Origin of the sequence: Glycomyces arizonensis DSM 44726, assembly GCF_000482705.1 — a bacterium.
GTDB classification, from domain to species: Bacteria; Actinomycetota; Actinomycetes; order Mycobacteriales; family Micromonosporaceae; genus Glycomyces; species Glycomyces arizonensis.
Genome location: NZ_AXWO01000027.1, coordinates 57772 through 81615, shown reverse-complemented (window position 1 = coordinate 81615; position 23844 = coordinate 57772). Strand labels below are relative to the sequence as shown.

Below are 23844 nucleotides of genomic sequence, written 5' to 3'. Positions count from 1 at the left end.
CCAGGGCGTAAGCAAAGTCGTCTCGGTTGAAAAGTCTGTTCGATGAGTGCGAGGCCGAGGATTTCGAGGGGCAGCGTGTAGGGGTGGTTCGCGATCCGGTCGCGCAACGCGGTGATGCACTGGCCGCCAACGGCTTTCAGGACCGCGATGGCGAGGTTGCGCAGACTCGCGAGGTTCTGCGGCGCGAAGCCCGACCGCAGATTCGAGGCGTCCTCGCCGAAGACCATGTCACGCAGCCAATGCCATGCCTCGATACCCCAGTGGCGGCGCACCGCGGCGGCGAACTCGGCCGGGCGCAACGCCCGGAAGTCACGGCTGGTCAGGTAGTACACCGTCTCGTGGCTGGACTCCCCGGTGCGGCGATCCCGCCGCCACCGGCGCACCCTGGCGACCTGGGCAGCGCCGGGGAAGCCGATCCGGACCGCGCCGCCGACGGCGAGAATCTTGATCGTGCGCGTCTCATCTCGGCCGTGCCCCGAGCCGCGGGCCTCCCAGGCGTTGTCGATCCCGGCCCAGGGCAGCGCATTGATCTGCGCGAACAGTTCGGGTCGATTCCCCTTGCAGCACAGCAGATAATCGAAACCGCGGTCGATGACGACCTGGGCGGTCTCCGCACACCAGTGCAGGGCGTCCGCGCTGATCAGCGCGGTCTCAAGACCAAGGATATCGATCAAGTGGCGGGCGGCGGCGTGCTCGTCGTTGTCCAGGGCCAGGACTTGGCCGAGTGCCCGATCGGCGGAGTCGTGCGCGGCGACCAGCAACGGCTTTATTTTGCCGGGCGCGGCCCCGCGCAGGCGTTTGCCGTCGATGCGGATCTGGTCGTCGGGTGCGAATGCGAGCTGACGGGCCGCGGCGGCCAAGGAAGCGACGCCTTCGGGGACCGCTTCACCAAGCAGGCGCCGGAAGGTGTCATAGCCAGGCGGGTAGAACCGGGTCCCGAACGGGCCGTTGACGTTCCTCGCTCCGGCTGCGGCGAGGACCGCTTGCGGGGCGTCCCTCGCCCACCGCTCGATCGACGCGATCGAGTTCCGGCCCGCGAGCATTGCCGCGCAGGCCAGGGCAATCGTCGCGCCGAACGGGTGACGCACGCCGCGCGCCGATCTCGGGTCCGGAATCTGTGCGACATGCCCAGCGAAATCAGTCCACCAAACATCGAGCGTGAGAGTCTTGTCCCGCAACGGTTTCCTCCTGACGACAGATCTAGTCCATCGTCTTCAACGAGGGAACCGTTGCTTCAGTTGCGGCCCTGGCCAGCGGAAACACGAACCCGAACCGACTTTGCTTACGCCCTGCATCGCCACCGTGACCACGCTTGTGCTCGACGTACTCCTCAAACCGATCCTCCAACCCCGGGTGGAGGCATGGGTTGAGGACTGGAAGCGCCGTCAGCGCGTCATCCGCCTCACTGACAAATGGAGAACGAATTGGGATGAAAAAGACGAATATGACGGCCTTGTCGGCCCTAGCGAGATCGAGGGCACCGAGCCGCTCCGCGAAGAATTGATTGAGTTCCGCTTTCAGCACCACCACGTGAGCAAACATGAAGCGGCGGTCGCCCGATCGCTAATATGGGTCCTCGCCGAGGAGTGGAATGAGACGCTAGATGGGATTGGGGCAATGGACGTCCGGGATGAGATTCTCAACTGCGGATGTAAATACCTCACCACGTCCAGACAGCGATGGTTGAGGCGGAGACGGGTCTACCAGGATTTTGAAGACTGGCGACGAGTCTTTCGTCAAGCGGTGGACGAGGAGAACGTCGATATCCCTCTGCCGTAGGAGGTGGCTATCCAATAGTCCGCGGTCTGGAAGAAGACCGCGGCTTTCACCTAGAATCCTAACCTACCGCCCACGGCTTCTTCCGCTCTCCTAATTCAATAGGAGATTGGCGGCCCCCGCGAGTGCTTTTGCGCGCTTGGTTAGGTACTCGTTCCAATTATCGGCGAAAAGCTCTGGAGGCAGGAGCGCCGCATCTGAAATCCTGGATACGTCTTTCGGCATGAGATTGCGATACTCGCTTGGAGCCTTGTCTAGGATTTTTCGGTTATCGACTCGACTAATAAAGGCCATGTTGGCGAGGCAGCTAATTCGCTTTGGGTTGTCCTCAATCTCGTTCTTCGTCAGGTATTTCTGAGGGAAGCAGTGGTGGTATTCTCTTCTGTTGGGTTCAGACAAGACTGAATCGAGATCAACGGATGCCCCGCTGATGAAACTGAAAGGGCGTCGGGTGGCCAACAGGAGAATGAGGCACCTTGAAGCGACGTTGGATTGCCTGAACACATGGCTAAGGAAGAAGTTCGGAGTCAATTCGAATTTGAACTCTCCAAGCGTTGATTCATCGCCCTCGCGAAGAGAAATTGCCTCCCGGACATCGACTCGCACGTTCCGGAGAGGGTTTCCGCTGTAACGGTGGGAGAATGAGGTGCGCCAAAACCATCGGAGGAGGCGGCTTCGGTGTGCGTCGGGAAGGGGTTGATTCTGGTACTTCGAGAAGTATGCGCACAACGGGATTAGTAGTGCAGAATACGGAAGGAATTTCAAATGTCGAACATGGAGATTGGCGCGAACAAAGTCGATCGCGAGTCGAAGGGCGTTCGCAACTTCTTCAAATCGGGCCCTTACTTCTCCACCGTTCATGTCGATCAGTGCGGTGGGAGCGGGGTCTTGAACCAGAACGGCTGCAGCGCATCGGAGCATGAGATCGCTGTCAGCGCCGACCCCATCAAAACCAAATTCGGCAAATTCCTCCGAGAGAAGATGGAATTGCTCCTGGAGATCGAACTCGTCGCTCCAGGTCCATGCTGTTAGTAGCTGGAACATGTCGAGTTCGACGCCCAGGCGGTTTACTCGCTCAAATACGATTGCTACGCTTGCACGATCCTCAGACTCAAACGTCTGAACAGGTATTGTCGCTGCAACAAACCTTTGCTGCACAATAACGATTTCCTCATAACGCGCCTCGGGTAGCTTTTGTGCTGCGCGAGAAAAGGCAACGGGGTTAAAGAACGTCTTTAGCGGAAAATGACGATCTAGATCGACAGATTCAGCCTTGAGAGCGACGAACTGCGGGTCTTGCGCATCGCTAGCAGCCTCGAAATCATAGTAAATCGGCAGCCACACTTCAGGATCTTCATCTTCGCCAGCGATTTGGTTTTGAAATGTCGCAAATAGTGAGGTGATGCGCTGTTGACCGTCTAGTACGTAATCGATGGGATAGTCCTTCTCGGGAGATGGCAATCTGAATCCGCCAAGTTCCCGTTCGGTCTTGAGCACGGTCCCCGTTCGCCAAAGAAGGATTGAGCCAAAGGGATACCCTTTGTAGATACTGTCCATTAGCAGTGCAGCTTGTTGAGGCTCCCAGACGAATGGACGTTGAAAGCCTGGGATGCGGAGCTCTCCAGAACGTATCCGCGAAATGACCTTGTCGATGTTCATTGGGTCGCTCAACATCTTCTCCTAAGTCCGTTGGGTGACATGTTAGCGGCTCAGCGGCATCGACTTCAAGTCGAAGCAGTGCTCTCGCAACATGATAGTCGTGGCTCCCGCACCTTGCCGCGAGAGAATCAGGGAAAAACATGCATTTGCCTCAACTAAAATGAGATTTCTCTGACGAGGCCTGCCTCATCTAAAATGAGAACTTGCAGGTGAGGCGGTCTTTTGGTGTCTCAACTTAAATGAGACCGGACAGCCCGGAGCCCGCGAACGGTCGACGCGGGCGGCCATGGCCCGTTCACGGTCGCGCATCGACACTGGGACGGGCGACCGCTCCTCGGGCTCGGCAGCGGTGTCCCGGCGATCGGCCACCGAGCCGGTCCCGATAGCTTGACGGGCATGCCGTCTCCCGCTGAGGCCCCTAATTGGCCTGCCACGATCACCTCCGCCCGGCTGACACTGCGTCCGGCGCATGAGGACGATGCCGAGCACTACCGGCGGCTCTGGACCGACCCGGTCGTCCGCCGCTTCCTGGGCGGACCGGTCGAGGGCGAACGCCTCACCGCCTATGAGCGGGGCTACCTCCACCAGCCCTACATCTTCAGCGTCGTGACCGCCGATGGCGGCACGATGGTCGGCGCGGTCAACATCGACCAGGCCGCTCACCGCGGCATGCGCGAGATCTCCTATTCATTCCTCCCCGACCACTGGGGAAGCGGCTACGCCCGGGAGGCGGTCCAGGCCGCCCTCGCGTGGGCCTTCGACGCCGTCTCTTCCGCGGAGTCGAGCATCATCGCGGTCACACAGGAGGCCAACACGCGGTCCCGCCGTCTGCTCGAGGCGATCGGCATGGAGCAGATCGACCGCTTCATGGAGTTCGACGCGCCGCAGACGATGTATGCGAAGGCCGCGGACACGGCGGTGGCGCTCGGGCGGCGTGCCGGCTAGCGGGCGTCGCGAAGCGGTGGCGAGGCCGTCGCTCGGTGATCGGTGTCGGTGCGGCGGCCTAAACTCGCCGGAGTCCTCATCCCCCATTGCGATACGAAGGAATCCCTGTGACTGCGTTGATGCGTGCCGTGACCCAGACCGTGCTCGGCGGGACCGAGGTGCTGCGCCTGGTCGAGGCCCCGCGGCCGGAGCCGTACTACGGCGAGGTGCTGGTGCGGGTGCACGCGGCCGGGATGAACCCGGTCGATCCGGCGGCGCGTGAGCGGGGCCTGTACATCGGGCGGCCGCCGTTCACGCTGGGTTGGGACGTCTCGGGGGTCGTCGTCGAGGTCGGGGCCGGTGTGACGCGGCTGCGGGTCGGTGACGAGGTGTACGGGATGCCGCGCTTCCCGCGCCAGGCCGGTGCCCACGCGGAGTATGTGGCGGCGCCGAGCCGCCATTTCGACCGCAAACCGGAGCGGTTGTCGCATGTGGAGGCGGCGGCGATGCCGTTGACGGGGCTGACCGCTTGGCAGGCGCTCATCGAGCATGCGGAGCTCACCTGCGGTCAGCGGGTGCTGGTGCATGCGGCGGCGGGCGGCATCGGGCATCTGGCGGTGCAGATCGCGAAGTCGGCGGGCGCTTCTGTCGTGGCCACGGCGAGCGCGGCGAAGCACGAGTTCGTCCGGGGTCTGGGTGCCGATGCGGTGGTCGATTACCGGGCGGTGGACTTCACCGAGGTGGTGGAGGAGATGGACGTGGTGCTCAATACGCTGCCCGGGGATTGCGCGGAGCGGTCGGTGTCGGTGCTGCGGGACGGCGGGGTGCTGGCGCAGTTGCATCTCTCGCTGGCCGATCGGGTGTTCCCTGAGGCGCTCGCGCGCGGGATCGATACGCGGTTCATGCTGGTCGAGCCGGATCTGGGTGGGCTGCGGGCGCTGTCGCGCCTGGTGGCGGAGGGTCGGGTGCGCCCGCATGTGTCGCGGACGTTCGGCCTGGAGGAGATCGGGCAGGCGCATGCGGCGATGGAGGCGGGCGGCGCTGTGGGGAAGCTGGTGGTCCGCCTGGTCGATTGAGGCCGCTCCCCCGCTGTTTCGGCCGCCGTGGGCGGTTGGCGCTGGCAGGATGGCAGGTAGGAGGGATTCTCAGCGAAGGGAGCAGTGATGACGTCGGTTCTCAATCCGTACATGGCGTTCGACGGGAACGCGCGGGAGGCGATGGAGTTCTACCGTGACGCCTTGGGCGGCGAGTTGGCGCTCAATACGTACGGCGAGATGGGCGATGAGGGCCCGAGCAGGGACAAGATCATGCACGCGAGCCTGCGGACGACGGCGGGGTTCACGCTCATGGCCGCGGACACGGCGCCGGGCATGGAGTACGTGCCGGGGCAGAACATCTCGATCAGCATCAGCGGTGAGGTGGGCGATGCGGCGGAGCTTCGCCGGTATTGGGATCGGTTGTCGGCGGGGGCGACGGTGACGATGCCGCTGGCGAAGCAGATGTGGGGGGACGAGTTCGGGGCGTGTGTGGACCGGTACGGCGTCAGCTGGATGGTCGACATCGCCACCGAGGACGCGCAGGAGTGAGTGAGGGCGGCTCGCGTGGAGCCGCCCTCGGTGCCGTGGTCAGTTGAGGCCGCGGGGGATCTTCCAGAACGCGATGGCGGTGAGGCCTGCGGTGAGGGCGAGGGCGAGGCCCAGTTCGATCCATTGGAAGGTCCAGTAGCGGTCGGCCGGCTGGTATTCGACGGTGAATTCGGCGTCGGCGGCGGTCAGGCACTCCTCGGGCAGGATGCCGTCGGCTTCGCATGCGTGCATCCGGTCTTGGCCGATCACCTCGCCGTCGCCGTCGATGACTTCGATGCTGTCGGTGATGACCCAGGCGCCGGGGATGGTGTAGCCCTTGAGGACGGTGCCGTCGGGTCCGTAGCCCATCCTGTCGATGCGGCCGTCCGCGACGGCTTCGGCGAAGGTGACGGTGACGGTCTCGGGTTCGATCAGGTTGGGTCGCACGACGTTGGCCATGAGGATTTGGAAGGCGATCAGGACGGTGAGGGTGATCGCCATGGCGGGCAGGGTGCGGCGGGCCAGGAGGGCGACGGTGACGCCGGTGGCGAATGCCAGGGCGGCGTAGCCGAGCGGGGCGAGGCCGCGGGCGGCGAAGGCCAGGGGCGTGAAGCGGTCGTCGACGAGCGTGTCGTAGGGGTGGGCGGCCCAGCTGAGTCCGAGGCTGAGGGCGGCGGTGGTGATCACGCTCGCTCCCCCGACGACGGCGAGTTTGACCGCGAGCCAGCGGGCGCGGGTGATGGACTGGTTCCACACCAGTCGGTGGGTGCCGGTCTCGAGTTCGCGGGTGATCATGGGCGCGGCCCAGAAGGCGCCGAGGAGTGCCGGGACGGCGATGAGGAAGGCGCCCAAGAGCATGAGGGTGACGCCGAATCGGTCGGCGATGAGCTGGCGGGCGGCGCCTTCGTTGCAGGCGGTGGCGCAGTCGACGAGGTTGCGGTCGTAGGCGTCGCGGATGGTGTTGCCGAGGAAGGCGAGGTAGATCGCGGCCGTGGCGATGGCGGCGGCGGCGATGAGTGCTTGGGCTCGGAATTGGCGCAGGGTCAGCCAGGTCATCGGTTCGCCTCCATGGGGGTCTTGGTCTGGTCGGTGGTGCCGGCGGCGCGGTGCAGGTAGGTGAGGACCATGTCCTCGAGGTCGAGGTGGGGGGCGTCGCGGAGCGCTGGTGGGGTGTCCGGTCCGGTGTTGCGGACGATGAGGGTGGTCTGTCGTTCGGTGTGGTCGGTGGCGATGACGTCGATGCCTGGTGGGAGGTCGGGGAGGTCGCCGCGGGGGCCGACGAGGCGGTGGTGGGCGGCGACGAGGCGGTCGGTCTCGCCTGCTATCTGGAGGCGGGCTTCGGCCAGGACGATGAGGTGGTCGCAGACGCGTTCGACGTCGGAGAGCAGGTGGGAGGAGAGGATGACGGAGATGTCGAGGTCGGCGACGAATTCCATGAGGTTCTGGAGGAAGGCGCGGCGGGCGAGGGGGTCGAGTGCGGCGACGGGTTCGTCGAAGATGAGCAGTTCGGGTCGTTTGGCGGCGGCGATGGTGAGGGCGAGTTGGGCTCTCTGGCCGCCGGAGAGGCGTCCGGCCTTCTTGTCGGGGTCGAGGCCGAGGGCGCGGATGCGGTTGTCGGCGAGGGCGGTGTCCCAGCGGGGGTTGAGGTGGCGGCCGAGGCGGAGGTGGTCGGCGATGGTGAGGCCGGCGTAGACGGGGGTGTCTTGGGCGACGAAGCCGACGCGGGCGAGTTGGGCGGCGTCGGCGGCGGGGCGGGTGCCGAGGACGTCGATGGTGCCGCTGGTGGGTCGGATGAGGCCGGAGGCGAGGGCGAGGAGGGTGCTCTTGCCGGCGCCGTTGGGGCCGACGAGGCCGACGATGGCGCCGGTGGGCAGGTCGAGGTCGACGTCGTCGAGGGCGGTGTGGTGGCCGTAGCGCTTGGTGAGCGCGCGGGTGTGCAGGATTTGGGTGTTCATGTTCGTGCCTGGTGTGCCTTTCTGATGGTGGTGGTGATGAGTGCTTCGATGGCGTCGTGGTCGAGTCCGGCGGTGTGGGCTTTGGCGATCCAGTGTTCGAGTTCGTCGCGCAGTGCTTGGTGGGCGCTGAGTGAGTCGTCGGCGAGGGTGGCGGTGATGAAGGTGCCGCGTCCGGGTTGCGGTGCGACGAGTCCTTGGCGTTCGAGTTCGCGGTAGGCCTTGAGGACGGTGTTGGGGTTGATGGCGATCTTGGCGACGACTTGTTTGACGGTGGGGAGTTGGTCTCCTACTTTGAGCATGCCGAGGCGGAGTGCTTGTTGGACTTGTTGGACGAGTTGCATGTAGGGGGCGACGCCGGATTTCGGGTCGAGGTGGAAGTCGATCACGCCTCCAATTCTACTATTGAACTATGAGGTTAGCACTATAGCGGTATGGGGGGTGGCGCCGCTCGCCGGGGGGGGGTGGCGGGCATGGGAAGAGCCCAGCTCGTACGGGCTGGGCTCTGGTGTGGTGATCCGCTATCGGTGCTGGTTGCGGGGGTGGTTTTTGGCGGTGCGTTCGTTGCCGATCTTGTAGGCGCCGGTCCAGCGGGCCATGACCAGTTGGGGGTCGCCGTGGTCGATCTCGGCGAGGAAGGCGGCGGCGCGGCCGCCGCGCAGGGTGGTGGCGGCTTTGCCGCGGTGGGTGATGACGACGGTGCCGTCGGCTCTGTGGCGGTAGGCGAATCCGGTCGGGGCGCTCATGTGGCGCTCCCCTGCCCGGCGGTACTCCCCTGGCGGCGGGCGAGGGCGAAGGCCGCGGCGAGGCCGCCGATGAAGCCGAAGAGGTGGGCCTGCCAGGAGATGTGGGACTGGGTGGGGAGGACGCCCCAGATCATGGATCCGTAGGCGAGGATGAGGATGACGCTGATGGCGATGTCGCCGAGGCGGCGGAGGAAGACGCCGCGGCCGAGGAGGTAGCCGAACAGGCCGAAGACGATGCCGGAGGCGCCGACGGTGACCGTCCCGGCCGGGGAGGTGAGCCAGACGCCGAGGCCGGAGGCGAGGGCGATGACGGCGAGGGCGACCTGGCAGGCGCGCCAGTCGCGCAGGGCGGCGATGGTGCCCATGACGGCGAGGGGCACCATGTTGGCGGCCAGGTGGGCGGCGCCGACGTGGAGGAAGGGCGCGGCGATCAGGCCGGGGAAGAGCCCTTCGGCGTCGCGGGGGACGATGCCCCAGTCGGTGAGGTGTCCGGGGGTGGTCCAGTCGGCGATCAGGAGCAGCCACATGACGGCGATGAGGGCGCCCCACAGGGTCAGGGCTCTGCGGAGGGGGTGCATTGGTCGTCGCGTCGGGGGTCCGGCGGTCATGGTGCTCCTCGTATGGGGTGGCTCGTCGTCTTCAGCGTAGCGGCGGCCAGTTTCGATACGAACCACAAATGTTATGGTTCTCGTAATACCCTTGTGGTTAGGAGACCATGCCATGCACCTCGCCATCGTCGCCGCGACCGGCGCCACCGGACGCCATGTCCTCGAGCAGGCGCTCGCGGCAGGCCACGACGCGACCGCCGTCGTCCGCACCCCGGGCAAGCTCACCGCCGACGTCCGCTCCGTCAAGGCCGACCTGGCCGATCCCGACCCGGCCGCCCTGGCGGCGGCGCTGCGCGGGGTCGACGCCGTCGTCTCGGCGCTCGGCGCCACCTCGAAGGCCGAGGCGGGCGTCACTACCCGCGGCACGCGGGCCCTCGTCGAGGCCATGCGCGAGGCCGGCACCGAGCGTCTGGTCGTGCTCAGCGCGGCCCCGATCGGGACCGTCCCGACGCCGGTCAGGCCCGACAAGCCGCGCTACGACCCCGGCGACGGGTGGCTCATGCGCCGCGCCTCGAGTGTCGTGAAACGGATCCTGCGCGTCCACTACGCCGATCTGGCGGCCATGGAGGACCTCGTGCGCGACAGCGGCCTGGACTGGACGATCGTGCGCCCGCCGCGGCTGACCGACAAGCCTGCGACCGGGCGCTACCGCACCGCCGTAGGGCACCAGCCGCGCAACGGCTGGCTGATCGGCCGGGCCGATCTGGCCGATGCGATGCTGCGCGCGGCCGCTGACGACTCGGCGATTCGCCAGGTGCTGGGCGTGGCCTATTAGCGGTCGGCCAGGTCGGCGGTCGCGGCGCGGCCCGCTTCGGTGGCGCGGCGCAAGAAGGCGTTGACCGCGGCGAGCTCGTCGTCGGTGAAGTCGGCGCAGATCGCCCTGACCTGGCCGATCATCGGCCCGTACAGGCCGAGGATTTCGGCGCCGCGGCCCGGTTTGAACGTGACGTGGACGGCGCGGCGGTCGGTGGGGACGCGGTCGCGCCTGATCCATCCGGCGCGCTCGAGCCGGTCGAGGACGCCGGTGGTGGTCGCCGGGTGGAGTCCGGCCTGGCGGGCCAGCGCGCCGGGGGTCAGGGGGCCTTCGCGGCTGATGATGTCGAGGCAGTCCAGGTCGACGTCTTGGAGGCCCAGCAGGTTCGAGACCTGGTGGTTGAGCAGGGACAGCTGCACGGTCAGTTCGCGGAGCCGGCCGGTCACCTCGCCGGCCTGGCGGTGGCGGGGTTGGTCGCCTGCGGTCATCGTCGGTGCTCTTCCTGTGTTCGGGCCCGTTCAGGATAGGGCACGGCCGCGGGCCGCCTGCGCGGCTCGGGTGCGGGTGGTAGGTTCCCCCGGGCGGCGCTCGCCGCGTGGAGTGACAAGGAGTGCAGTGTGGTGCAGATCAGTGCGGGCCAGGAGGTCGAGGTGTCGGCCGATCTCGGCGTCAAGCCGGAGGTGCGTCTGCCCGGGGGTGAGCCGCCGCGCGAGCTGGTCGTGGCCGATGTGGTCGCCGGTTCGGGTGTCGCGGCCACGGCCGGGGACGCGGTGTCGGTGCAGTACGCGGGGTTCAGCTGGTCGACCGGGGCGCAGTTCGACGCGTCGTGGGACCGGGGCGCGACGCCGTTTCCGGTGACGCCGCTGGGGTCGGCGCCGGTGATCCAGGGCTGGAACGACGGCTTGGAGGGGGCGCGGGTCGGCGGCCGCAGGCTGCTGGTGATCCCGCCCGCCTCGGGGTACGGTGCGGCCGGGATCGGCGGTGTCATCGCCCCGAACGAGACGCTCGTGTTCGTCGTCGACGTGGTCGGGATCAACGGGCGGTCCTAGGGTTGTCGCGTTGGGCGCCTCGCCGTGGCGGGGCGCCCTTGTCGTGTCTCAGGCGCCTCCGGCGATGGAGGGCAGGATCTGGACGGCCTGGCCGGGCCCGATCGGGGTGGCCGTGCCTTGGAGGCGGCGGCATTCGTCGTCGCCGATGTAGACGTTGACGAAGCGGCGGACGTTGCCGGCCTCGTCGCGCAATCGGCGGGCCAGGCGGGGGTGGTCGGCCGCGATGCGGTCGAGGAGGGCGGCGAGGTCGTCGCCGTCGTCGAGGGTGACGGTGAGGTGGCGGGTCCCGCCGCATTCGCCGGCGAGCGCGGCGGGGATCTTGACGTCGACGTCCATGGTTCAGGCCGTGTGCACGGCAGTGGTGTTCATGGCAGCGGTGTTCATGGCAGCGGTGTTCATGGCTCTGACGCAGAGCACGTCGGGCAGGTGCGCGGCCACCTGGTGCCATTGGCCGCCTGAGTCGGTCGCGGCCCACACGTCGCCGCAGCGGGTGCCGAAGTACCAGGCGGGGTCGGCGTCACCGTCGTGGCAGGCGGCGTCGCGCAGGACGATCCCGAAGTAGTCCTCGGTCGGCAGGCCGCTCCCCCACCGCCGCCAGGTGTCACCGGCGTCGTCGGTGCGCCAGGCGCTGATCCGGTGGTCGGGTGGGAAGCGGTCCATGGCATCGGAGACGGGGTAGGCCATGGCGGTGCCCGGTCGGGTGGGGTGGGCGGTGATGTGGAAGCCGAAGTTCGACGGCAGGGACGCGGAGATGTCGGTCCAGCCTGCGGCGGGGTCGGTGCTGCGGTAGGCGGGGCCGTGGCTTTGGGCGAAGAAGGTGCCGCCTGCGTCGCGGGCGACTTTGTGGATGCATTGGCCGGAGGCCGGTTCGGGGTCGGGCCCGTAGTCGACGGTGATGCCCTTGGTGACGCCGGTCCAGCTGTGGCCGCCGTCGCGGGTCTGGTAGATCCCGCCGGCGGACATGGCGATGGTGACCGTATCGGGGTCGTCGGGGTCGGGGACGATGGTGTGGACGGCCGCTCCCCCGCCGCCGGGACCCCAGGTCTCGTGGTCGGGGTGGTCCCACAGGGCGTGGTTGAAGGTGAAGGTGCGGCCGCCGTCGTCGCTGCGCCACAGCGAGGTCGGTTCGACCCCGGCCCACACGAGGCCCTCGGCGGGTCCGAAGGCGAGCTGCCAGAGGCGTTTGACGGTGTTCTTGCGCTCGGAGTCGGGTTGGTCGGTGCCGGGGGCTTCGGAGAAGTCCAGGGGCCGGTAGGGCAGGTCCCCGGGGAAGGCCAGCGGTGCGGCCTGGGGTTCGTGCCAGGTGGCGGCGAGGTCGTTCGAGCGCCAGACGCTGGGCCCGAAGTGCGGTGATTCGGCGCCGACGAGGATCTGCCCGGTGCGGGGGTCGCAGGCGGCGGCGTAGATCTCGGCCACGGCGGTGAAGCCGTCGGTGTCGAGGGCGTGGGGGCCTTTGAGGACCCAGTCGCGCCGGTCATCGCTGGTGGCGGTGAACAGGCCTTTCTTGGTGCCGATGAGGACGAGGTATCCCATGGTCCGGTCTCCTTGCCGGCAGTGCGGGTAAGTGTCGCCCTCATCCTCGCGCGGCGGTGTGACGTTTTGGGGGAGCCTGCGGGATCGCGGCGGGGTTTTTCAGTCCTGGAGGCGGGCGGCGAGGTCGGCGGCGACCTCGTCCGGTGTCAGGCCGGTGGTGTCGATGACGGTGGTCTCGCGGGCCATCCAGTCGGTCAGGGCCTGCTCGTAAGGGCCTCGGTGGTCCGTTCGCCAGGTTTCGGCGCCGGGTTCGGCGGTGTCGGCGGCGATGCGGGCGGCCCAGGTGTCGCGGTCGGTGTGGAGGGTGAAGGCCCGCACGGGGATCTCGGCGGCGGCGAAGCCGGCGGCCAGTTCGGTCCAGTACTGGTGCTGGAGGACGGTCTGGGGGATGAGGAGGGTGCCGCCGGTGAGGTCGAGGACGTCGCGGGCGGTCGCGATGGTGAGGGTGCGCCAGGGCTTCCATTCCTTGAAGTCGGTGCAGGGGATGTCGCCGATGATGGGGCGCAGGAGGTAGCCGATGTGCTCGGCGTCGAAGATCCGCGCCTTCAGGAGTGGGGCGAGCAGGTGCGCGGTGGTGGTCTTGCCGGCGCCGTAGGTGCCGTTGAGCCATACGATCATGCGGGTGATGGTAGCGGGTTCGGCGGTTCCGCCCGGGCCGCGTGTGTGTTACGTTGCCCTGACCGCTCGTGTCGGTGTCCCCCGCTCAGGCAGACAGGATTGCGCCCATGTTGACCCGTTTCCGTTCGGCCGCCGCGCTCGCGGCGGTCGCCTTCGCCGTGGTCGCATCGGGGTGCGAGGGGGTGGGTGACCTGTTGGAGCCCAGTCCCTCCCCCGGTGGGGCTTCGGGGGATTTCAGCGAGCTCGTGCCGTTCACGGTGGAGGTCGACGGTACGGCGCTGACCGCGTCGATCGAGGCTTTGCCGGTGGCCGAGGAGGCCGACGCGGGCTATGACCGGTCGCTGTTCCCGCATTGGCGGGACGCCGACGGCGACGGGTGCGACGCCCGCGATGAGACGCTGCTCGCCCAGGACCGATCGGGGAATCTGAGCGAGGCCGATTGCGATGCGGGCATGACCGGCGAGTGGGTCTCGATGTACGACGGGGAGACCGTGACCGTTTCGGGGGATTTGGACATCGACCATTTCGTGCCGTTGAAGGAGGCGTGGGGGTCGGGGGCGAACGCCTGGCGCGCGGCCGATCGTGAGGCGTATGCGAACGATCTGGATCAGCCGTGGCATCTGGTGGCGGTGACCGCCTCGTCGAACCGGTCGAAGTCCGATCAGGACCCGGCGGAGTGGATGCCGGAGGTCGAGGAGGTCTGGTGCGCTTATGTGTGGGCATGGGTGCAGGTCAAGACCGATTGGGAGTTGAGCGTGGACGCCGCTGAGGCCGAGGCGCTGCTGGGGTACGCCGCCGACTGCTGACTCAGGCGAGGGTCAGCCAGGTGACGCCGAGGGTTTCGGCGCGGTTGCGTTCGGCGTCGGTCATGGTGTCGCGGCCGGTGGCGGTGGCGATGAACGCGACGGGGTCCCAGCCGAGTGTGGCCAGGGCGTCGGGCGTCTCGAGCAGGAGGGCGACGATGCATCTGGCGGCCTCGGGGGTGGTCCAGCGGGGTTCGCCGACGGCGTCGGCCAGGTCGATGCCGTGGACGGCGACTTCGACCACGCGGGTGGTCATGAAGTCGTCGAGGGTCATCGGGTCGCCGTGGCGGGTGGTGACCAGGCGGCCGGGGGCCTCGGCGCGGCAGCGGTCGGCGATGGTCTTCCAGGTGGCGGTGAACGCATCGGCCACGGCCGGGCCGCCCGCGGCGGCGTTCGCGGCCGCCTCGTCGATGCGGTTCGTGGTGGCTTCTGGGGAGAATCGGACGTCGGGACGGTAGTAGCCGGCGGCGGTCACGGTCGCGGCTGCGGGTGGTTCGGCGTCGAGCATTCGGGGCAGGCGGCCCACGGCGCCGGTGATGTGGGCGAGCAGCGCGGCGGCGTCCCAGGGTTCGCACCTGCTGGGTCTGGCCCATTGCTCGGGGGTGAGTGCGGCGACGGCGGCGGACAGGCGCGCGCATTCGGCGGCGAAGGCGGCCGTGGTGTTTGAGGAGGGCTGGTGCGGTGAGAGCATGACCGCATCTTATGCGCAAGGGATGAAGGAAGGAAACACCGTGAGCTATGCGGGCCTGATCCGGCCGGTGATCGACCGGGTCTACGTGGGGTTGCGGCGCGCGTCGGGGAATCGGGCGCGGGCGCTGTACAACCAGTGGGAGCTCGAGCCGGGGATCGAGTCGGACTACTATTTCGCATTGCTGGATCATCCAGTGCCGACCGGCGCGGTGGCGGCGGCGATGGTCTACCGGAGATTCGAACCGAGCCGGGAAGCCGCGCGAGGTGTCGCGGTACTCGAGGACGGCGCTTGGCGTCTGACCGCCGACGGCCGCCAGCTCGCCTCGGGGTTGCAGGACACGATCGGGGCGACGGCTGCGGAGCTGTGGTCGCTGCGGCCGATCGCGACCATGCCGGGTCTGGAGGGCCTGGATCGGTTGTGTGACCTGGTCGGGCGGTGTCTGGAGGCCGGACGAGCCTCGGGCGGTCCGGCGTTCGCCGGGCTGACGCCCGTGTTCGAGCCTGCGGGGGCCGGGGCGACAATGACCCTGCCGTCTCGGCTGGGAGCGCTGCGCCACCACCGGGGCGATGCCCACCGGGCGGCCTGGCAGTCCGCGGGGTACCAGGTCGAGGATCTGGAGACGATGGGCGAGGGGCCGCAGCGGCGCGCCATCGAGGAGGACACGAACCGGCGCGACGAGCCGGTCTACGGTGCGCTCTCGGATGGTGAGCGACTTGAGCTACTGGCCGGACTCGGCGCTCTGGCCGACGGGCTGGGGCGTTGAGACGCCTTCGGCGGCCGGGCGTAAGTTGCTTGGCATGACGACACCGGATTGGGAGCGGCGCGCCGCCGCACTGTGGGAGGCGATCGACGACTACGAGCCGGCATCGTTCGTCGATGCGATGCGGGCTCTGGCCGAGGAGTGCCCGGACGATCCGGTGGCGCTGTTCGAGCTCGGCGGCTCGCATGATTCGACCGGGCGGCCGACCGAGGCGATCGGCTACTACCGGCGGGCGCTGGAGGGCGGCTTGGACGCCTCGCGGCGGCGGCAGGCGACGGTCCAGATGGCCTCGTCGCTGCGCGAGACCGGCGACCCCGAGCGGGCGCTGGAGCTGCTGGAGGCCGAGGAGGAGGCCGCCGGGGCCGAGGAGTACGGCGACGCGGTCGCGATGTGCAAGGCGCTCACGTTGTCCAAATTGGGCCGTGACCGGGAGGGCCTGGCGGTGGCGCTGGTGGCGTTGGCGCCGCACCTGCCCAGGTATCGGCGTTCGACGGTGAACTACGCGCGCGGCCTGCTGGAGGACTTAGCGGCGCCGCTGGGCGAGGCGGCAGGCGGTCTCGACGACCGGGCGCTGCGCTTGGGTGAAGACGTGGTCGAGGCGCCCTGCGGCGATCAGGTAGAGCCGCAGGCCGGCCCGGCAGGCCTCGGCCGGATCGGCCCGAACGGTGCCGGTGGCGGTGTCCCATGCGCTCGCCCACGCCTCGCCTTCGGCCTCGCACACGAGGTCCCACAGGTCGTTCTCGGTGCGGTAGAGGATCCGGTCGGCCGCGGCGAGGATGCCGGGCAGTTGCAGGGCGAGGATGGCCCGGTTGGCGGCCGCGGCCCGAGGATTGCCGCGGCCGAGCATGCCGCAGACTTTGTGGACTTCTTCGGCGAGGCCGACGATGCCGTCTGCGGCCCACCGGTCGGCCTCGGCCGCGATGCCATGCCAGTTCCAGGTCTCGGCGGACGCTTTGACGCGGGCCAGGAGCCCTTCGGGGTCGGACAGGAGGTGGGCGGTCCGCCAGCCGGGGACGGCGGCGCCGGCCTCCCAGGGCCGGGTGAAGGCCGCTTCGACCTCGTCGATGGTCTTCCATTCGATGGTGACCATGCGGCCTTCGACGCTGCGGATCTCGGTCTCGCCGGGCGCGTCGGCAACGGCGATGAGGTCGATGTCGGAGTCGGGGTGGTCGGTGCCGGCGGCGATCGAGCCGGTCAGGGCGACGGCGCGGGCGGTGAGTGCGGCGGTGGTGGTCTCGGCGATGGCGCGGGCGCCTCGGGTGTGGTCCACACCGCGAGTATGGGCGCGGCCCGCCTGGCTCGCTACCGGTTTTAGGCGACCGACCGGTAGTAGGCGATCTTGCCGGTGAGGTAGCGGCGTTTGGCCTCGAAGTCGGCGATGCGCTCGTCGACGGCTTTCTGGTGGTCTTCGAGGAGCGCGACGCGTTCGGCCATGGTGTGGTCCCCGTCGCGGACCAGGGCGGCGAAGCGGCACATCTGCTCGATGGGCATGCCGGTGTCCCGCAGGCATTTGAGGATGCCGAGCCAGCCGAGGTGGTCGTCGGTGAAGCGGCGCTGCCCGGTGGTGGTGCGTTCGACGTCGTCGATGAGGCCGATGCGTTCGTAGTAGCGCAGGGTGTCCATGGTGAACCCGGACCGGCGGGCGCATTCGCCGATCGTGTAGGGGGCCGGGGTGTTCAGGTTGGCGACCACGCTCCCAAGGATAACCGCACCGGCCCGCGGCCCTCAGGCCAGGAAGGTCAGTCGCACGGTCCGGTCGGGGTTGTCGCGGTTGGTGTCGACCAGGACGATCGACTGCCAGGTGCCGAGCGCGGCCGACCCGGCGATGACCGGGACGGTCGCGTGGGGGGCGACCAGGCCGGGCAGGACGTGGTCTCTGCCGTGGCCGGTCGAGCCGTGCTGGTGCCGCCACCGGTCATCGCGCGGCAGCAGGTCGCCGAGGGCGTCGAGCAGGTCGTCGTCGGATCCGGCGCCGGTCTCGATGATCGCGACCCCGGCGGTGGCGTGGGGGACGAAGACGTTGAGCAGGCCGTCGCGGGCGCCGATCTCGTGCAGGAATGCGGCGCATTCGCTGGAGAGGTCGCGGACGGTCTCGCGGCGGCCGGTCGTGACGCGCAGTGTCGTGGTGTGGAATGCGGAGCCCATGGGTGTCGATCCTGCCATGGACGCACCGGTCCGGCGGCGCACTCCCGGTGCGTGCGGGCCGGGTGGTTTGTCAGGGTGGTCGACTATGGTGGGGGCATGTCGTCTGCTGAGATCGCCGGGGTGTCATGGGAGGCGGTGCCGGCCGTGGCCGGTCCGGGCCGCGACCCGTACCGGGCCTATCTGGATTCGCTGGGGTCGGCCGAGTCGCGGCGGACGATGCGCGGGTGCCTGGACCGGATCGCCCAGCTGCTGTCCGGCGACGAGTCGGTCTCGGGGGCAGGGCAGCCGTGGCATCTGCTGCGCTATGAGCACACCTCGCGCCTGCGGGCGGCGATGATCGACCGCGGCTGGTCGGGCGCGTACGTCAACAAGCATCTGGCGGCGCTGCGGCGGGTGCTCAAGGAGGCGTGGCGGCTGGATCTGATGGCCGCCGAGGACTACCAGCGGGCCTGCGACCTGCCGCCGGTGAAGGCCTCGCGGCTGCCGGTCGGCTCACAGGTGGACGCCGAGGCGCTGGGCGCGGCCCTGTACGCCTGCGACATGGACTCCTCGCCGGCCGGGGCGAGGGACGCGGCGGTGCTGGCGGCGCTGTATTCGACCGGGTGCCGCCGCTCGGAGATCGCATCGATGCGCCTGGCCGACTACGACGAGGCCGAGCGGTCGATCCGGATCGTCGGCAAGGGCAACAAGGAGCGTCTGGTGTACCTCACCGAGGCGGCCGCCGCCCGCTTGGAGCGGTGGATGGCCGTGCGCGGCAACGGCCCCGGGGCGCTGTTCTGCCCGATCAACAAGGCCGGGCGGCTGCGCCGCACCGGCAATCGGCTATCGGGCATGACCGGGCAGGCGATCGCGGACCTGTTGACCAAGCGCCTGGTCGAGGCCGGGCAGCGGCGCCACACGCCGCACGATTTCCGGCGCACGTTCATCGGGGAGCTGCTCGACGCCGGGGTGGACCTGGCGATCACGCAGTCGCTGGTCGGGCATGCCTCGCCGGCGACGACGGCCCGCTATGACCGGCGTCCGGCCAGGCGCAGCCGGGAGGCGGTCGACCGGCTGCACCTGCCCGAAGCGTGATGTCGTTTTCTGGCTAGTCGATGTCGGCGGGCGGGGGCACGCTTGGGGGCATGGTCTTCTCCGACATGCTCGTCGACACCGAGCGCCTGCAATCGGCCGTGGCCGGGCGGGACGCCCGGTTCGACGGCTGGGTGTTCCTCGCGGTCACCTCCACCGGCATCTACTGCCGGCCCTCGTGCCCGGCGGTCAAGCCCAAACGCGAGCACATGCGGTTCTACGCCTCGGCCGCCTCGGCCCAAGAGGCGGGCTACCGGGCGTGCAAGCGGTGCCGCCCGGACGCCGCGCCCGGCTCCCCGCAGTGGGACTGGCGCAGCGACGTGACCGCTCGGGCGATGCGGCTGATCGGTGAGGGCGTGGTCGACCGCGAAGGGGCCGCCGGCCTGGCCGGGCGGCTGGGGTATTCGCTGCGGCAGCTCGAACGACTGCTGATCGCCGAGGTCGGCGCCGGACCGGCCGCGCTGGCCCGCGCCCAGCGGGCCCAGTGCGCCCGCGTCCTGATCGAGTCGAGCGACATGGAGCTGGGCCGGGTGGCGTTCGCCGCCGGGTTCGCCTCGATTCGGGCGTTCAACCGCGTCGTCGCCGAGGTGTACGCCTGCTCCCCCACTGAGCTGCGCCGCCGCGCCCGAAGCCGGGGCCGGGGGGCCGCCGAGGCGGGCGGGGCGCTGCGGCTGCGGCTGGCCTACCGGGAGCCGTTCGAGGCGTCGAACCTGTTCGGGCACCTGGTCGCCGCGGCGGCGCCGGGCGTCGAGGAGTGGCGGGACGGGGCGTATCGGCGGACGCTGTCGCTGCCGCACGGGCCCGGGATCGCATCGCTGCGCCCGGCCGAAGGGTACGTCGAGTGCCGCCTGCGCTTGACGGACGTGCGCGACGTCACCGCCGCGGTGGCCCGGTGCCGCAGGGCCCTGGATTTGGACGCCGACCCGGTGGCCGCCCAGGAGGTGCTCGGCGCCGATGCGCTGCTGGGGCCGCTGGTGAAGAAGACGCCGGGGCGGCGGGTGCCGCGCAAGGCCGACGGCGAGGAGTACGCGCTGCGCGCGGTGATCGGCCAGCAGGTCTCCACCGCGGCGGCGGCCACGGTCGCCGCCCGGCTCGCCGAGCGGTACGGCGAGCGAGTTGACGACCCCGAAGGGGGCCTGGCTCGCCTGTTCCCTGCGCCGGAGCGGGTCGCCCGGATCGATCCGGGCGAGTTGGCGATGCCGCGGCGCCGGGCCCAGACCGTGGTGGCCTTGGCCGCGGCGATCGCGGACGGCCGGGTCGAGGTGGGGCCGGGCGCGGACTGGGACGCGACGCGGACGGCGCTGGCGCGGGTGCCGGGGGTGGGGCCGTGGACGGTCGAGATGATCGCCATGCGGGCCCTGGGCGACCCGGACGCGTTCCCGGTGGGCGACCTGGGCGTGGTCAAGGGCGCCAAGTGTCTGGGGTTGCCGTCCTCGCCGCGGGCGCTGACGGGCGCGGCCGAGGCCTGGCGGCCGTGGCGGGCCTATGCCGTGCAGTATCTGTGGGCGACCGGGGACCATCCGACGAACCGGCTGCCGAACGACCGGAAGGAAGCAGAGGAGCAGTGATGACACGCACGAAGACAGCGGTGCTGCGCGAGGGCGCGAGGCACCTGAGGATGGCATCGCCGCTGGGGCCGATCGCGGTCTCGGCGGTCCCCGAGGGACTCACCTGCGTCCACATGGGCGCCGAGGAGGTCGAGGCGGCGTGGGGGCCCGAAGAGCCGACGCCGGTGCTGGAGGCGGCCCTCGAGCAGTTGGAGGCGTATTTCGCCGGCCGGCTGCGCCGGTTCGATCTGCCGTTGGCCGCCGAGGGCACCGGTTTTCAGCGACAGGTGTGGGCGGCGCTGAGCGAGATCCCGTACGGGACGACCGTCGCCTATGGGGACATCGCCCGCCAGATCGGCAATCCGGCGGCGGTCAGGGCCGTGGGGCTGGCGAACGGGTCGAATCCGATCGCGATCGTCGTGCCGTGCCATCGGGTGATCGGCGCGAACGGGAAGCTCACCGGCTATGCGGGCGGGGTGTGGCGCAAGGAGCGGCTGCTGGCGCTCGAGCGCGGCGAGACGGGCCTGTTCGCGGCTTAAAGGAGGGTGACGGTGAGGTTGACGGTGACGGTGTCCTCGTCGATGACGAGGGTGGCCGAGTAGCAGACCTCGTCGTTGCATCCGGCGGGGATGATGCCGGTGGCCGTCCCGGCCGGGCTGGTGCCGGTGAGCAGGGGCGCTTCCATGCCGTTGTCGGTGATGAAGGCGCCGAAGGCGTCGGCGGCCATGTCGAGGGTGGTCTTGGCGCGGGCGCCGGGGGTGGGGGTGTGCATCTCGGTCAGGTCGGCGTCGACGACCTCGGTGCCTTCGGGGTAGTCCAGGCGGGTGGCTTCGGCGACGGTGGTCAGGCTGGGGGCGTCCTCGCCCGACAGTGCCCAGCCGACGGCCCAGACGGCGGCCAGGAGGCCGGCGAAGGTGAGGGTGAGCCATGCGGCGGCGATCAGGGCGCGGCGACCGGTGGCCGGCGGTGGCGAGACCATGTCGAGACTGTACACGAGGGCGGACACCTGTCCGATACGTGCGATTGCCCCCTTGGGTTCGCCAACACCCCGAAACAAGTAATATGTACATACTTCAAATGCTCGGGTGTGCTATCGAGCAGCCGGGCGCCGCGGGGCGGGCCGGGAATCGGCTTCCCGGGCCCGCCCCGCTCGCTCACAGGGCGGTGATGCTGTCCGGGGCGCGCTCGGCCCTGGCCAAGGCGCGGACGAGCGCGGCCTGGCCGTGGCGCCGGGCCGCCAGGCGCGTCAGCACCCACGCGGCGGTGTCGAACGCGTCCGCGTCGAACTCCGGGGTCGCGACGCCGACCGAGACGGCCAGGTCATCGGCGTGGACGACGAGCTCCATGATGCGGGTGACCAGGAAGTCGTCGAGACTCGTCGCATACGCCCAGCGGCCGACCCCGCCGAGGGCGCCGTCGCCCAGGCCCGGGAGCCGCTCGTGGAGGGTCTTCAGGGCCGCTTCGGCCGCAGCGGCGACCTCGCCGGGCCCCGCGCCCGCCTCGGCGTTGCCGCGGTCTTTGATCGCGGTGTTGTAGTCGTTGCCCACATCGGCCTCCAGCCAGGAGGCGCGGGCCCGCTCGTAGTGGTCGAGGACGCCGATGACGTCCTTGCCGCCGAAGTCGGCCTCCAGCGCCGCCGCCCCCGAAGTGATCTGGGAGGCGAGGTGGGCGGCCAGGCCGCCGACGGTGAAGCCCTCCAGCGCCGAGGCCGCCTCCCACGCCGCGGCGACGGCCGGGCCGCGCAGCAGGTCGAGGGCGCTCTGAGCGGCGGTGAGGTACTGCTTCCTGATCGGTGTCACAGGGATCCCTTCTAGCGCACCGAGACGTGGACGTGGTTGGTGTGGTCGCCGGCGGGAGTCCCGTTGACCCCCGAATAGGACCGCCATCCCGACGAGGGCGACCAGAACTGGCGGTACCAGATCACGTACTTGACCGCCAGAGCGTCGGCGTTGTTGACATACCAGGCCGCGAGCCGGTCGCCGTAGTCCTTGTCCGAGCCGGTCGCGTCGGTGTCCTGGAAGCCGCCGGCGTTGGCCGCGAAGTCGCAGGCCTGGCCCAGCGGGTGATCGCCCGAGCCGCCGGAGCGGTAGCAGGAGACGTAGTGGTCGAACCCCGCCTCACGCGTCTCGTTGTAGACGTGCAGGGTCCGCGGCGTCAGGCACCCCGAGGTCGTCGGGTCGTCCTCGGTGCACGACTCCGAGGGCAGCGAGCCGTCCGAGTTTCGCGGCGCGGGGTCGGCCGCGGGAGCGCCGCCGTCGGAGCCAGGCCCGGCGGCCTGTTCGGCCCGCAGCGCATCGAGCTGGTCTTCGAGGTCGTCCGCGGCCGCTTCGGCCTCCTCCAGGGCCTGCTCGGCGGTCGCGACCTCGGCCTCGTGCGCCTCCCGCTGAGACCGGAGGTCGACCAGCAGGGCCCCGGCGTCCTGGACGAGGGCGGCGCGCTCGTCGGCGAGGTACTCGGTGAAGGTGAGCGCGTCGACCATCCGGTCGGGGCTCTGGGCCGACAGCAGCGCGGCCGTGGTGCGCAGATCGCCCTCGGTGTGGAGGTAGACGGCGTAGTCGTTGAGGTCGCCCGAGAGCGCTTCGAGGAGCGTCTCGGTCTCGCTGATCTCGGCCTCCAGCGCCTCGGCCCGATGCTCGGCGGCGTCCACCGCGTCCTCGGCCTCGGCGACGGCTTCGATGGCGTCGGCGAGGTCGGATTCGAGGGTCTCCTCGTCGGGGTCGGCACTCGCTCCGGTGGCGGGCAGCAGCGCCAGCAGCGCGGCGATGCACACCATGGGGAGGATTCGGTGTCGCACGTGTCTCTTCGCTTTCCAGGAAGGGGCAGTCGGTTTACAGATCGAGATCGAGCACGAGGGGGGCGTGGTCAGAGGCGCCTTTGCCCTTGCGGGCCTCACGGTCGACATAGGCATCGGCCACCGCACCGGTGAGCGCGGGGTTGGCCAGGGCCAGGTCGATGCGCATGCCGCGGTTCTTGGGGAAGTCGAGGTTGCGGTAGTCCCAGAACGTGAACGGCCAGGCGTGTTTCAGCGCGCGGGGGAAGACGTCGGCCAAGCCGACCGATTCGACATCGGCCAGGGCGGCGCGTTCGGCCCCGGTGACGTGGGTGGTGCCGCTCCAGGCCTCGGCGTCCCACAGGTCGTCGTCGGTCGGGCAGATGTTGAAGTCGCCCAGGACCGCGAACGGGCCGCCGGCCGCCTCCGCGGCGGCGGTGGCCTTGAGCGATGCGAGGAACGCGAGCTTGTACGGGTAGTGGGCGTCGGCGACATCGCGCCCGTTGGGGACGTACACCGACCACACGCGGACCGGCCCGCACCGCGCCCCGATCGCCCTCGCCTCGACCGTCTCGCCGAAGGCGGGCTGGCCTTCGAGGCCGCGGGTGACATCGGCCAGGCCGATGCGGGAGAGGACGGCGACGCCGTTCCAGCGGCCCTCGCCGTGCGCGGCGATCTGATACCCCGCGGCCGCCAAGGCGTCGGCGGGCACATCGGCGGTGGCGCATTTGAGCTCTTGGAGGCACACCACGTCCGGCCTAGCGGCCTCAAGCCAGGCCAGGAGCCGGTCGAGGCGGGCGTTGATCGAGTTGATGTTCCACGTCGCGACGCGCATGGGCCTCACGATACCGCCCCGGCCCGACGACCGGCCCG

General features: G+C 69.5%; 30 protein-coding genes and 1 pseudogene. 12 read left to right on the top strand and 19 right to left on the bottom strand.

Annotated features, from left to right (window positions below):
* Positions 1-1178, bottom strand: a 1178-nt coding sequence (locus H613_RS27250) for an ISAs1 family transposase (RefSeq protein ID WP_051393471.1), incomplete at its 3' end; no start/stop codon positions are given.
* A gap of 124 nt (positions 1179-1302) precedes the next feature.
* Between H613_RS27250 and H613_RS0116935 the strand changes: the two genes are divergently transcribed.
* Positions 1303-1779: a hypothetical protein gene (locus H613_RS0116935; protein ID WP_156926088.1), complete on the top strand. Its 477-nt coding sequence runs from the start codon at positions 1303-1305 to the stop codon at positions 1777-1779.
* Positions 1780-1869: 90 nt separating this feature from the next.
* Here the strand turns inward: H613_RS0116935 and H613_RS30240 are convergent, their stop codons facing one another.
* Entirely contained in the window at positions 1870-3435 is a 1566-nt protein-coding gene (locus H613_RS30240; RefSeq protein ID WP_169732017.1) for a DUF262 domain-containing protein, read from the bottom strand.
* Positions 3436-3831: 396 nt separating this feature from the next.
* Here H613_RS30240 and H613_RS27240 point away from each other — a divergent pair, with 396 nt between their 5' ends.
* The 3 genes from H613_RS27240 (at position 3832) to H613_RS0116915 (ending at position 5945) form a co-directional block, all read left to right on the top strand.
* Positions 3832-4380: a GNAT family N-acetyltransferase gene (locus H613_RS27240; RefSeq protein WP_051393470.1), complete on the top strand. Its 549-nt coding sequence runs from the start codon at positions 3832-3834 to the stop codon at positions 4378-4380.
* A 107-nt stretch (positions 4381-4487) separates the two neighbouring features.
* Positions 4488-5435 carry an NADP-dependent oxidoreductase gene (locus H613_RS0116920; RefSeq protein ID WP_245598591.1) on the top strand — a complete coding sequence of 316 codons (948 nt, stop codon included), beginning with the start codon at positions 4488-4490 and terminating at the stop codon, positions 5433-5435.
* Positions 5436-5522: 87 nt separating this feature from the next.
* Positions 5523-5945 (top strand): VOC family protein, encoded by a 423-nt coding sequence (locus H613_RS0116915; RefSeq protein WP_026924736.1) that lies wholly within the window; start codon positions 5523-5525, stop codon positions 5943-5945.
* Positions 5946-5984: 39 nt separating this feature from the next.
* On the opposite strand, the gene H613_RS0116910 is transcribed toward H613_RS0116915, so the two are convergent.
* From H613_RS0116910 to H613_RS0116890, 5 genes are all read right to left on the bottom strand, one after another.
* Entirely contained in the window at positions 5985-6980 is a 996-nt protein-coding gene (locus H613_RS0116910) for an ABC-2 membrane transporter-related protein (protein WP_026924735.1), read from the bottom strand.
* Positions 6977-7879, bottom strand: coding sequence for an ABC transporter ATP-binding protein (locus H613_RS0116905; RefSeq protein ID WP_026924734.1), 903 nt, complete (start codon positions 7877-7879; stop codon positions 6977-6979). Before H613_RS0116905 ends, H613_RS0116910 begins: the two co-directional genes overlap by 4 nt.
* Complete coding sequence (locus tag H613_RS0116900; RefSeq protein ID WP_026924733.1) at positions 7876-8265, bottom strand: GntR family transcriptional regulator; 390 nt, start codon at positions 8263-8265, stop codon at positions 7876-7878. The genes H613_RS0116905 and H613_RS0116900 overlap by 4 nt, the downstream gene beginning before the upstream one ends.
* Positions 8266-8397: 132 nt before the next feature.
* Complete coding sequence (locus H613_RS0116895; RefSeq protein ID WP_026924732.1) at positions 8398-8622, bottom strand: hypothetical protein; 225 nt, start codon at positions 8620-8622, stop codon at positions 8398-8400.
* Positions 8619-9230 carry a rhomboid family intramembrane serine protease gene (locus tag H613_RS0116890; protein ID WP_026924731.1) on the bottom strand — a complete coding sequence of 204 codons (612 nt, stop codon included), beginning with the start codon at positions 9228-9230 and terminating at the stop codon, positions 8619-8621. The genes H613_RS0116895 and H613_RS0116890 overlap by 4 nt, the downstream gene beginning before the upstream one ends.
* Before the next feature lie 112 nt (positions 9231-9342).
* Between H613_RS0116890 and H613_RS0116885 the strand changes: the two genes are divergently transcribed.
* Positions 9343-10005, top strand: coding sequence for an NAD(P)-dependent oxidoreductase (locus H613_RS0116885; RefSeq protein ID WP_026924730.1), 663 nt, complete (start codon positions 9343-9345; stop codon positions 10003-10005).
* Here H613_RS0116885 and H613_RS0116880 read toward each other — a convergent pair.
* A complete protein-coding gene (locus tag H613_RS0116880) occupies positions 10002-10472 on the bottom strand; it encodes a MarR family transcriptional regulator (protein ID WP_026924729.1) in 471 nt (156 codons plus the stop codon). The two genes, H613_RS0116885 and H613_RS0116880, sit on opposite strands and share 4 nt — an antisense overlap.
* A 129-nt stretch (positions 10473-10601) precedes the next feature.
* On the opposite strand from H613_RS0116880, the gene H613_RS0116875 reads away from it, so the two are divergent.
* Entirely contained in the window at positions 10602-11033 is a 432-nt protein-coding gene (locus H613_RS0116875; RefSeq protein WP_245598590.1) for an FKBP-type peptidyl-prolyl cis-trans isomerase, read from the top strand.
* 48 nt (positions 11034-11081) lie between these two features.
* Here H613_RS0116875 and H613_RS0116870 read toward each other — a convergent pair whose 3' ends face one another.
* The 3 genes from H613_RS0116870 to H613_RS0116860 form a co-directional block, all read right to left on the bottom strand.
* Positions 11082-11369, bottom strand: coding sequence for a MoaD/ThiS family protein (locus H613_RS0116870; RefSeq protein ID WP_026924727.1), 288 nt, complete (start codon positions 11367-11369; stop codon positions 11082-11084).
* A 3-nt stretch (positions 11370-11372) separates the two neighbouring features.
* Positions 11373-12566 carry a beta propeller repeat protein gene (locus H613_RS27235; protein WP_051393469.1) on the bottom strand — a complete coding sequence of 398 codons (1194 nt, stop codon included), beginning with the start codon at positions 12564-12566 and terminating at the stop codon, positions 11373-11375.
* Positions 12567-12665: 99 nt separating this feature from the next.
* Positions 12666-13184: an AAA family ATPase gene (locus tag H613_RS0116860; RefSeq protein ID WP_026924726.1), complete on the bottom strand. Its 519-nt coding sequence runs from the start codon at positions 13182-13184 to the stop codon at positions 12666-12668.
* A gap of 107 nt (positions 13185-13291) precedes the next feature.
* Here H613_RS0116860 and H613_RS0116855 point away from each other — a divergent pair, with 107 nt between their 5' ends.
* Positions 13292-13990 carry an HNH endonuclease family protein gene (locus H613_RS0116855; RefSeq protein WP_051393468.1) on the top strand — a complete coding sequence of 233 codons (699 nt, stop codon included), beginning with the start codon at positions 13292-13294 and terminating at the stop codon, positions 13988-13990.
* A gap of 1 nt (position 13991) precedes the next feature.
* Here H613_RS0116855 and H613_RS27230 read toward each other — a convergent pair whose 3' ends face one another.
* Positions 13992-14678 (bottom strand): maleylpyruvate isomerase family mycothiol-dependent enzyme, encoded by a 687-nt coding sequence (locus H613_RS27230; protein ID WP_051393467.1) that lies wholly within the window; start codon positions 14676-14678, stop codon positions 13992-13994.
* Here H613_RS27230 and H613_RS0116845 point away from each other — a divergent pair.
* Positions 14677-15441 carry a hypothetical protein gene (locus H613_RS0116845; RefSeq protein WP_245598589.1) on the top strand — a complete coding sequence of 255 codons (765 nt, stop codon included), beginning with the start codon at positions 14677-14679 and terminating at the stop codon, positions 15439-15441. The two genes, H613_RS27230 and H613_RS0116845, sit on opposite strands and share 2 nt — an antisense overlap.
* Positions 15380-15892, top strand: a pseudogene (locus H613_RS32665) (tetratricopeptide repeat protein); the annotation flags it as partial. The gene H613_RS0116845 and the pseudogene H613_RS32665, both read left to right, overlap by 62 nt.
* Before the next feature lie 69 nt (positions 15893-15961).
* On the opposite strand, the gene H613_RS31005 reads toward H613_RS32665, so the two are convergent.
* The 3 genes from H613_RS31005 to H613_RS0116825 are packed head-to-tail and all read right to left on the bottom strand — an operon-like array spanning position 15962 to position 17583.
* Positions 15962-16708 carry a nucleotidyltransferase domain-containing protein gene (locus H613_RS31005; RefSeq protein WP_026924723.1) on the bottom strand — a complete coding sequence of 249 codons (747 nt, stop codon included), beginning with the start codon at positions 16706-16708 and terminating at the stop codon, positions 15962-15964.
* A gap of 41 nt (positions 16709-16749) precedes the next feature.
* Complete coding sequence (locus H613_RS0116830) at positions 16750-17130, bottom strand: MerR family transcriptional regulator (protein ID WP_245598588.1); 381 nt, start codon at positions 17128-17130, stop codon at positions 16750-16752.
* A 33-nt stretch (positions 17131-17163) separates the two neighbouring features.
* The gene (locus H613_RS0116825) at positions 17164-17583 is read right to left on the bottom strand and encodes a secondary thiamine-phosphate synthase enzyme YjbQ (RefSeq protein WP_026924721.1); all 420 of its coding nucleotides are present in this window, start codon (positions 17581-17583) and stop codon (positions 17164-17166) included.
* A 96-nt stretch (positions 17584-17679) separates the two neighbouring features.
* On the opposite strand from H613_RS0116825, the gene H613_RS27225 reads away from it, so the two are divergent.
* The 3 genes from H613_RS27225 (at position 17680) to H613_RS0116810 (ending at position 20740) form a co-directional block, all read left to right on the top strand.
* Positions 17680-18657: a tyrosine-type recombinase/integrase gene (locus tag H613_RS27225; protein WP_051393466.1), complete on the top strand. Its 978-nt coding sequence runs from the start codon at positions 17680-17682 to the stop codon at positions 18655-18657.
* A 65-nt stretch (positions 18658-18722) separates the two neighbouring features.
* Positions 18723-20222 (top strand): AlkA N-terminal domain-containing protein, encoded by a 1500-nt coding sequence (locus H613_RS0116815; protein ID WP_026924720.1) that lies wholly within the window; start codon positions 18723-18725, stop codon positions 20220-20222.
* Positions 20222-20740: a methylated-DNA--[protein]-cysteine S-methyltransferase gene (locus H613_RS0116810; protein WP_169732016.1), complete on the top strand. Its 519-nt coding sequence runs from the start codon at positions 20222-20224 to the stop codon at positions 20738-20740. The genes H613_RS0116815 and H613_RS0116810 overlap by 1 nt, the downstream gene beginning before the upstream one ends.
* Here the strand turns inward: H613_RS0116810 and H613_RS0116805 are convergent.
* The 4 genes from H613_RS0116805 to H613_RS0116790 all read right to left on the bottom strand — a co-directional run bounded on the left by H613_RS0116805 (position 20737) and on the right by H613_RS0116790 (position 23806).
* The gene (locus tag H613_RS0116805) at positions 20737-21180 is read right to left on the bottom strand and encodes a hypothetical protein (protein WP_156926087.1); all 444 of its coding nucleotides are present in this window, start codon (positions 21178-21180) and stop codon (positions 20737-20739) included. The genes H613_RS0116810 and H613_RS0116805 overlap by 4 nt on opposite strands.
* Before the next feature lie 175 nt (positions 21181-21355).
* A complete protein-coding gene (locus tag H613_RS0116800; RefSeq protein WP_026924717.1) occupies positions 21356-22000 on the bottom strand; it encodes a maleylpyruvate isomerase N-terminal domain-containing protein in 645 nt (214 codons plus the stop codon).
* Between the two features lie 11 nt (positions 22001-22011).
* Positions 22012-22995, bottom strand: a complete 984-nt coding sequence (locus H613_RS0116795) for a coiled-coil domain-containing protein (RefSeq protein WP_156926086.1) — start codon at positions 22993-22995, stop codon at positions 22012-22014.
* Positions 22996-23029: 34 nt separating this feature from the next.
* Entirely contained in the window at positions 23030-23806 is a 777-nt protein-coding gene (locus H613_RS0116790; RefSeq protein ID WP_026924715.1) for an exodeoxyribonuclease III, read from the bottom strand.
* Positions 23807-23844 lie beyond the last annotated feature (38 nt).

Bases quoted from the DNA above. Each gene is read 5' to 3' on its own strand.
- H613_RS30240 (WP_169732017.1), bottom strand. From the start codon at position 3,435: ATGAACATCGACAAGGTCATTTCGCGGATACGTTCTGGAGAGCTCCGC.
- H613_RS27240 (WP_051393470.1), top strand. From the start codon at position 3,832: ATGCCGTCTCCCGCTGAGGCCCCTAATTGGCCTGCCACGATCACCTCC.
- H613_RS0116915 (WP_026924736.1), top strand. From the start codon at position 5,523: ATGACGTCGGTTCTCAATCCGTACATGGCGTTCGACGGGAACGCGCGG.
- H613_RS0116910 (WP_026924735.1), bottom strand. From the start codon at position 6,980: ATGACCTGGCTGACCCTGCGCCAATTCCGAGCCCAAGCACTCATCGCC.
- H613_RS0116905 (WP_026924734.1), bottom strand. From the start codon at position 7,879: ATGAACACCCAAATCCTGCACACCCGCGCGCTCACCAAGCGCTACGGC.
- H613_RS0116895 (WP_026924732.1), bottom strand. From the start codon at position 8,622: ATGAGCGCCCCGACCGGATTCGCCTACCGCCACAGAGCCGACGGCACC.
- H613_RS0116890 (WP_026924731.1), bottom strand. From the start codon at position 9,230: ATGACCGCCGGACCCCCGACGCGACGACCAATGCACCCCCTCCGCAGA.
- H613_RS0116885 (WP_026924730.1), top strand. From the start codon at position 9,343: ATGCACCTCGCCATCGTCGCCGCGACCGGCGCCACCGGACGCCATGTC.
- H613_RS0116880 (WP_026924729.1), bottom strand. From the start codon at position 10,472: ATGACCGCAGGCGACCAACCCCGCCACCGCCAGGCCGGCGAGGTGACC.
- H613_RS0116870 (WP_026924727.1), bottom strand. From the start codon at position 11,369: ATGGACGTCGACGTCAAGATCCCCGCCGCGCTCGCCGGCGAATGCGGC.
- H613_RS27235 (WP_051393469.1), bottom strand. From the start codon at position 12,566: ATGGGATACCTCGTCCTCATCGGCACCAAGAAAGGCCTGTTCACCGCC.
- H613_RS0116860 (WP_026924726.1), bottom strand. From the start codon at position 13,184: ATGATCGTATGGCTCAACGGCACCTACGGCGCCGGCAAGACCACCACC.
- H613_RS0116855 (WP_051393468.1), top strand. From the start codon at position 13,292: ATGTTGACCCGTTTCCGTTCGGCCGCCGCGCTCGCGGCGGTCGCCTTC.
- H613_RS0116845 (WP_245598589.1), top strand. From the start codon at position 14,677: ATGACCGCATCTTATGCGCAAGGGATGAAGGAAGGAAACACCGTGAGC.
- H613_RS27230 (WP_051393467.1), bottom strand. From the start codon at position 14,678: ATGCTCTCACCGCACCAGCCCTCCTCAAACACCACGGCCGCCTTCGCC.
- H613_RS0116825 (WP_026924721.1), bottom strand. From the start codon at position 17,583: ATGGGCTCCGCATTCCACACCACGACACTGCGCGTCACGACCGGCCGC.
- H613_RS27225 (WP_051393466.1), top strand. From the start codon at position 17,680: ATGTCGTCTGCTGAGATCGCCGGGGTGTCATGGGAGGCGGTGCCGGCC.
- H613_RS0116815 (WP_026924720.1), top strand. From the start codon at position 18,723: ATGCTCGTCGACACCGAGCGCCTGCAATCGGCCGTGGCCGGGCGGGAC.
- H613_RS0116810 (WP_169732016.1), top strand. From the start codon at position 20,222: ATGACACGCACGAAGACAGCGGTGCTGCGCGAGGGCGCGAGGCACCTG.
- H613_RS0116805 (WP_156926087.1), bottom strand. From the start codon at position 21,180: ATGGTCTCGCCACCGCCGGCCACCGGTCGCCGCGCCCTGATCGCCGCC.
- H613_RS0116790 (WP_026924715.1), bottom strand. From the start codon at position 23,806: ATGCGCGTCGCGACGTGGAACATCAACTCGATCAACGCCCGCCTCGAC.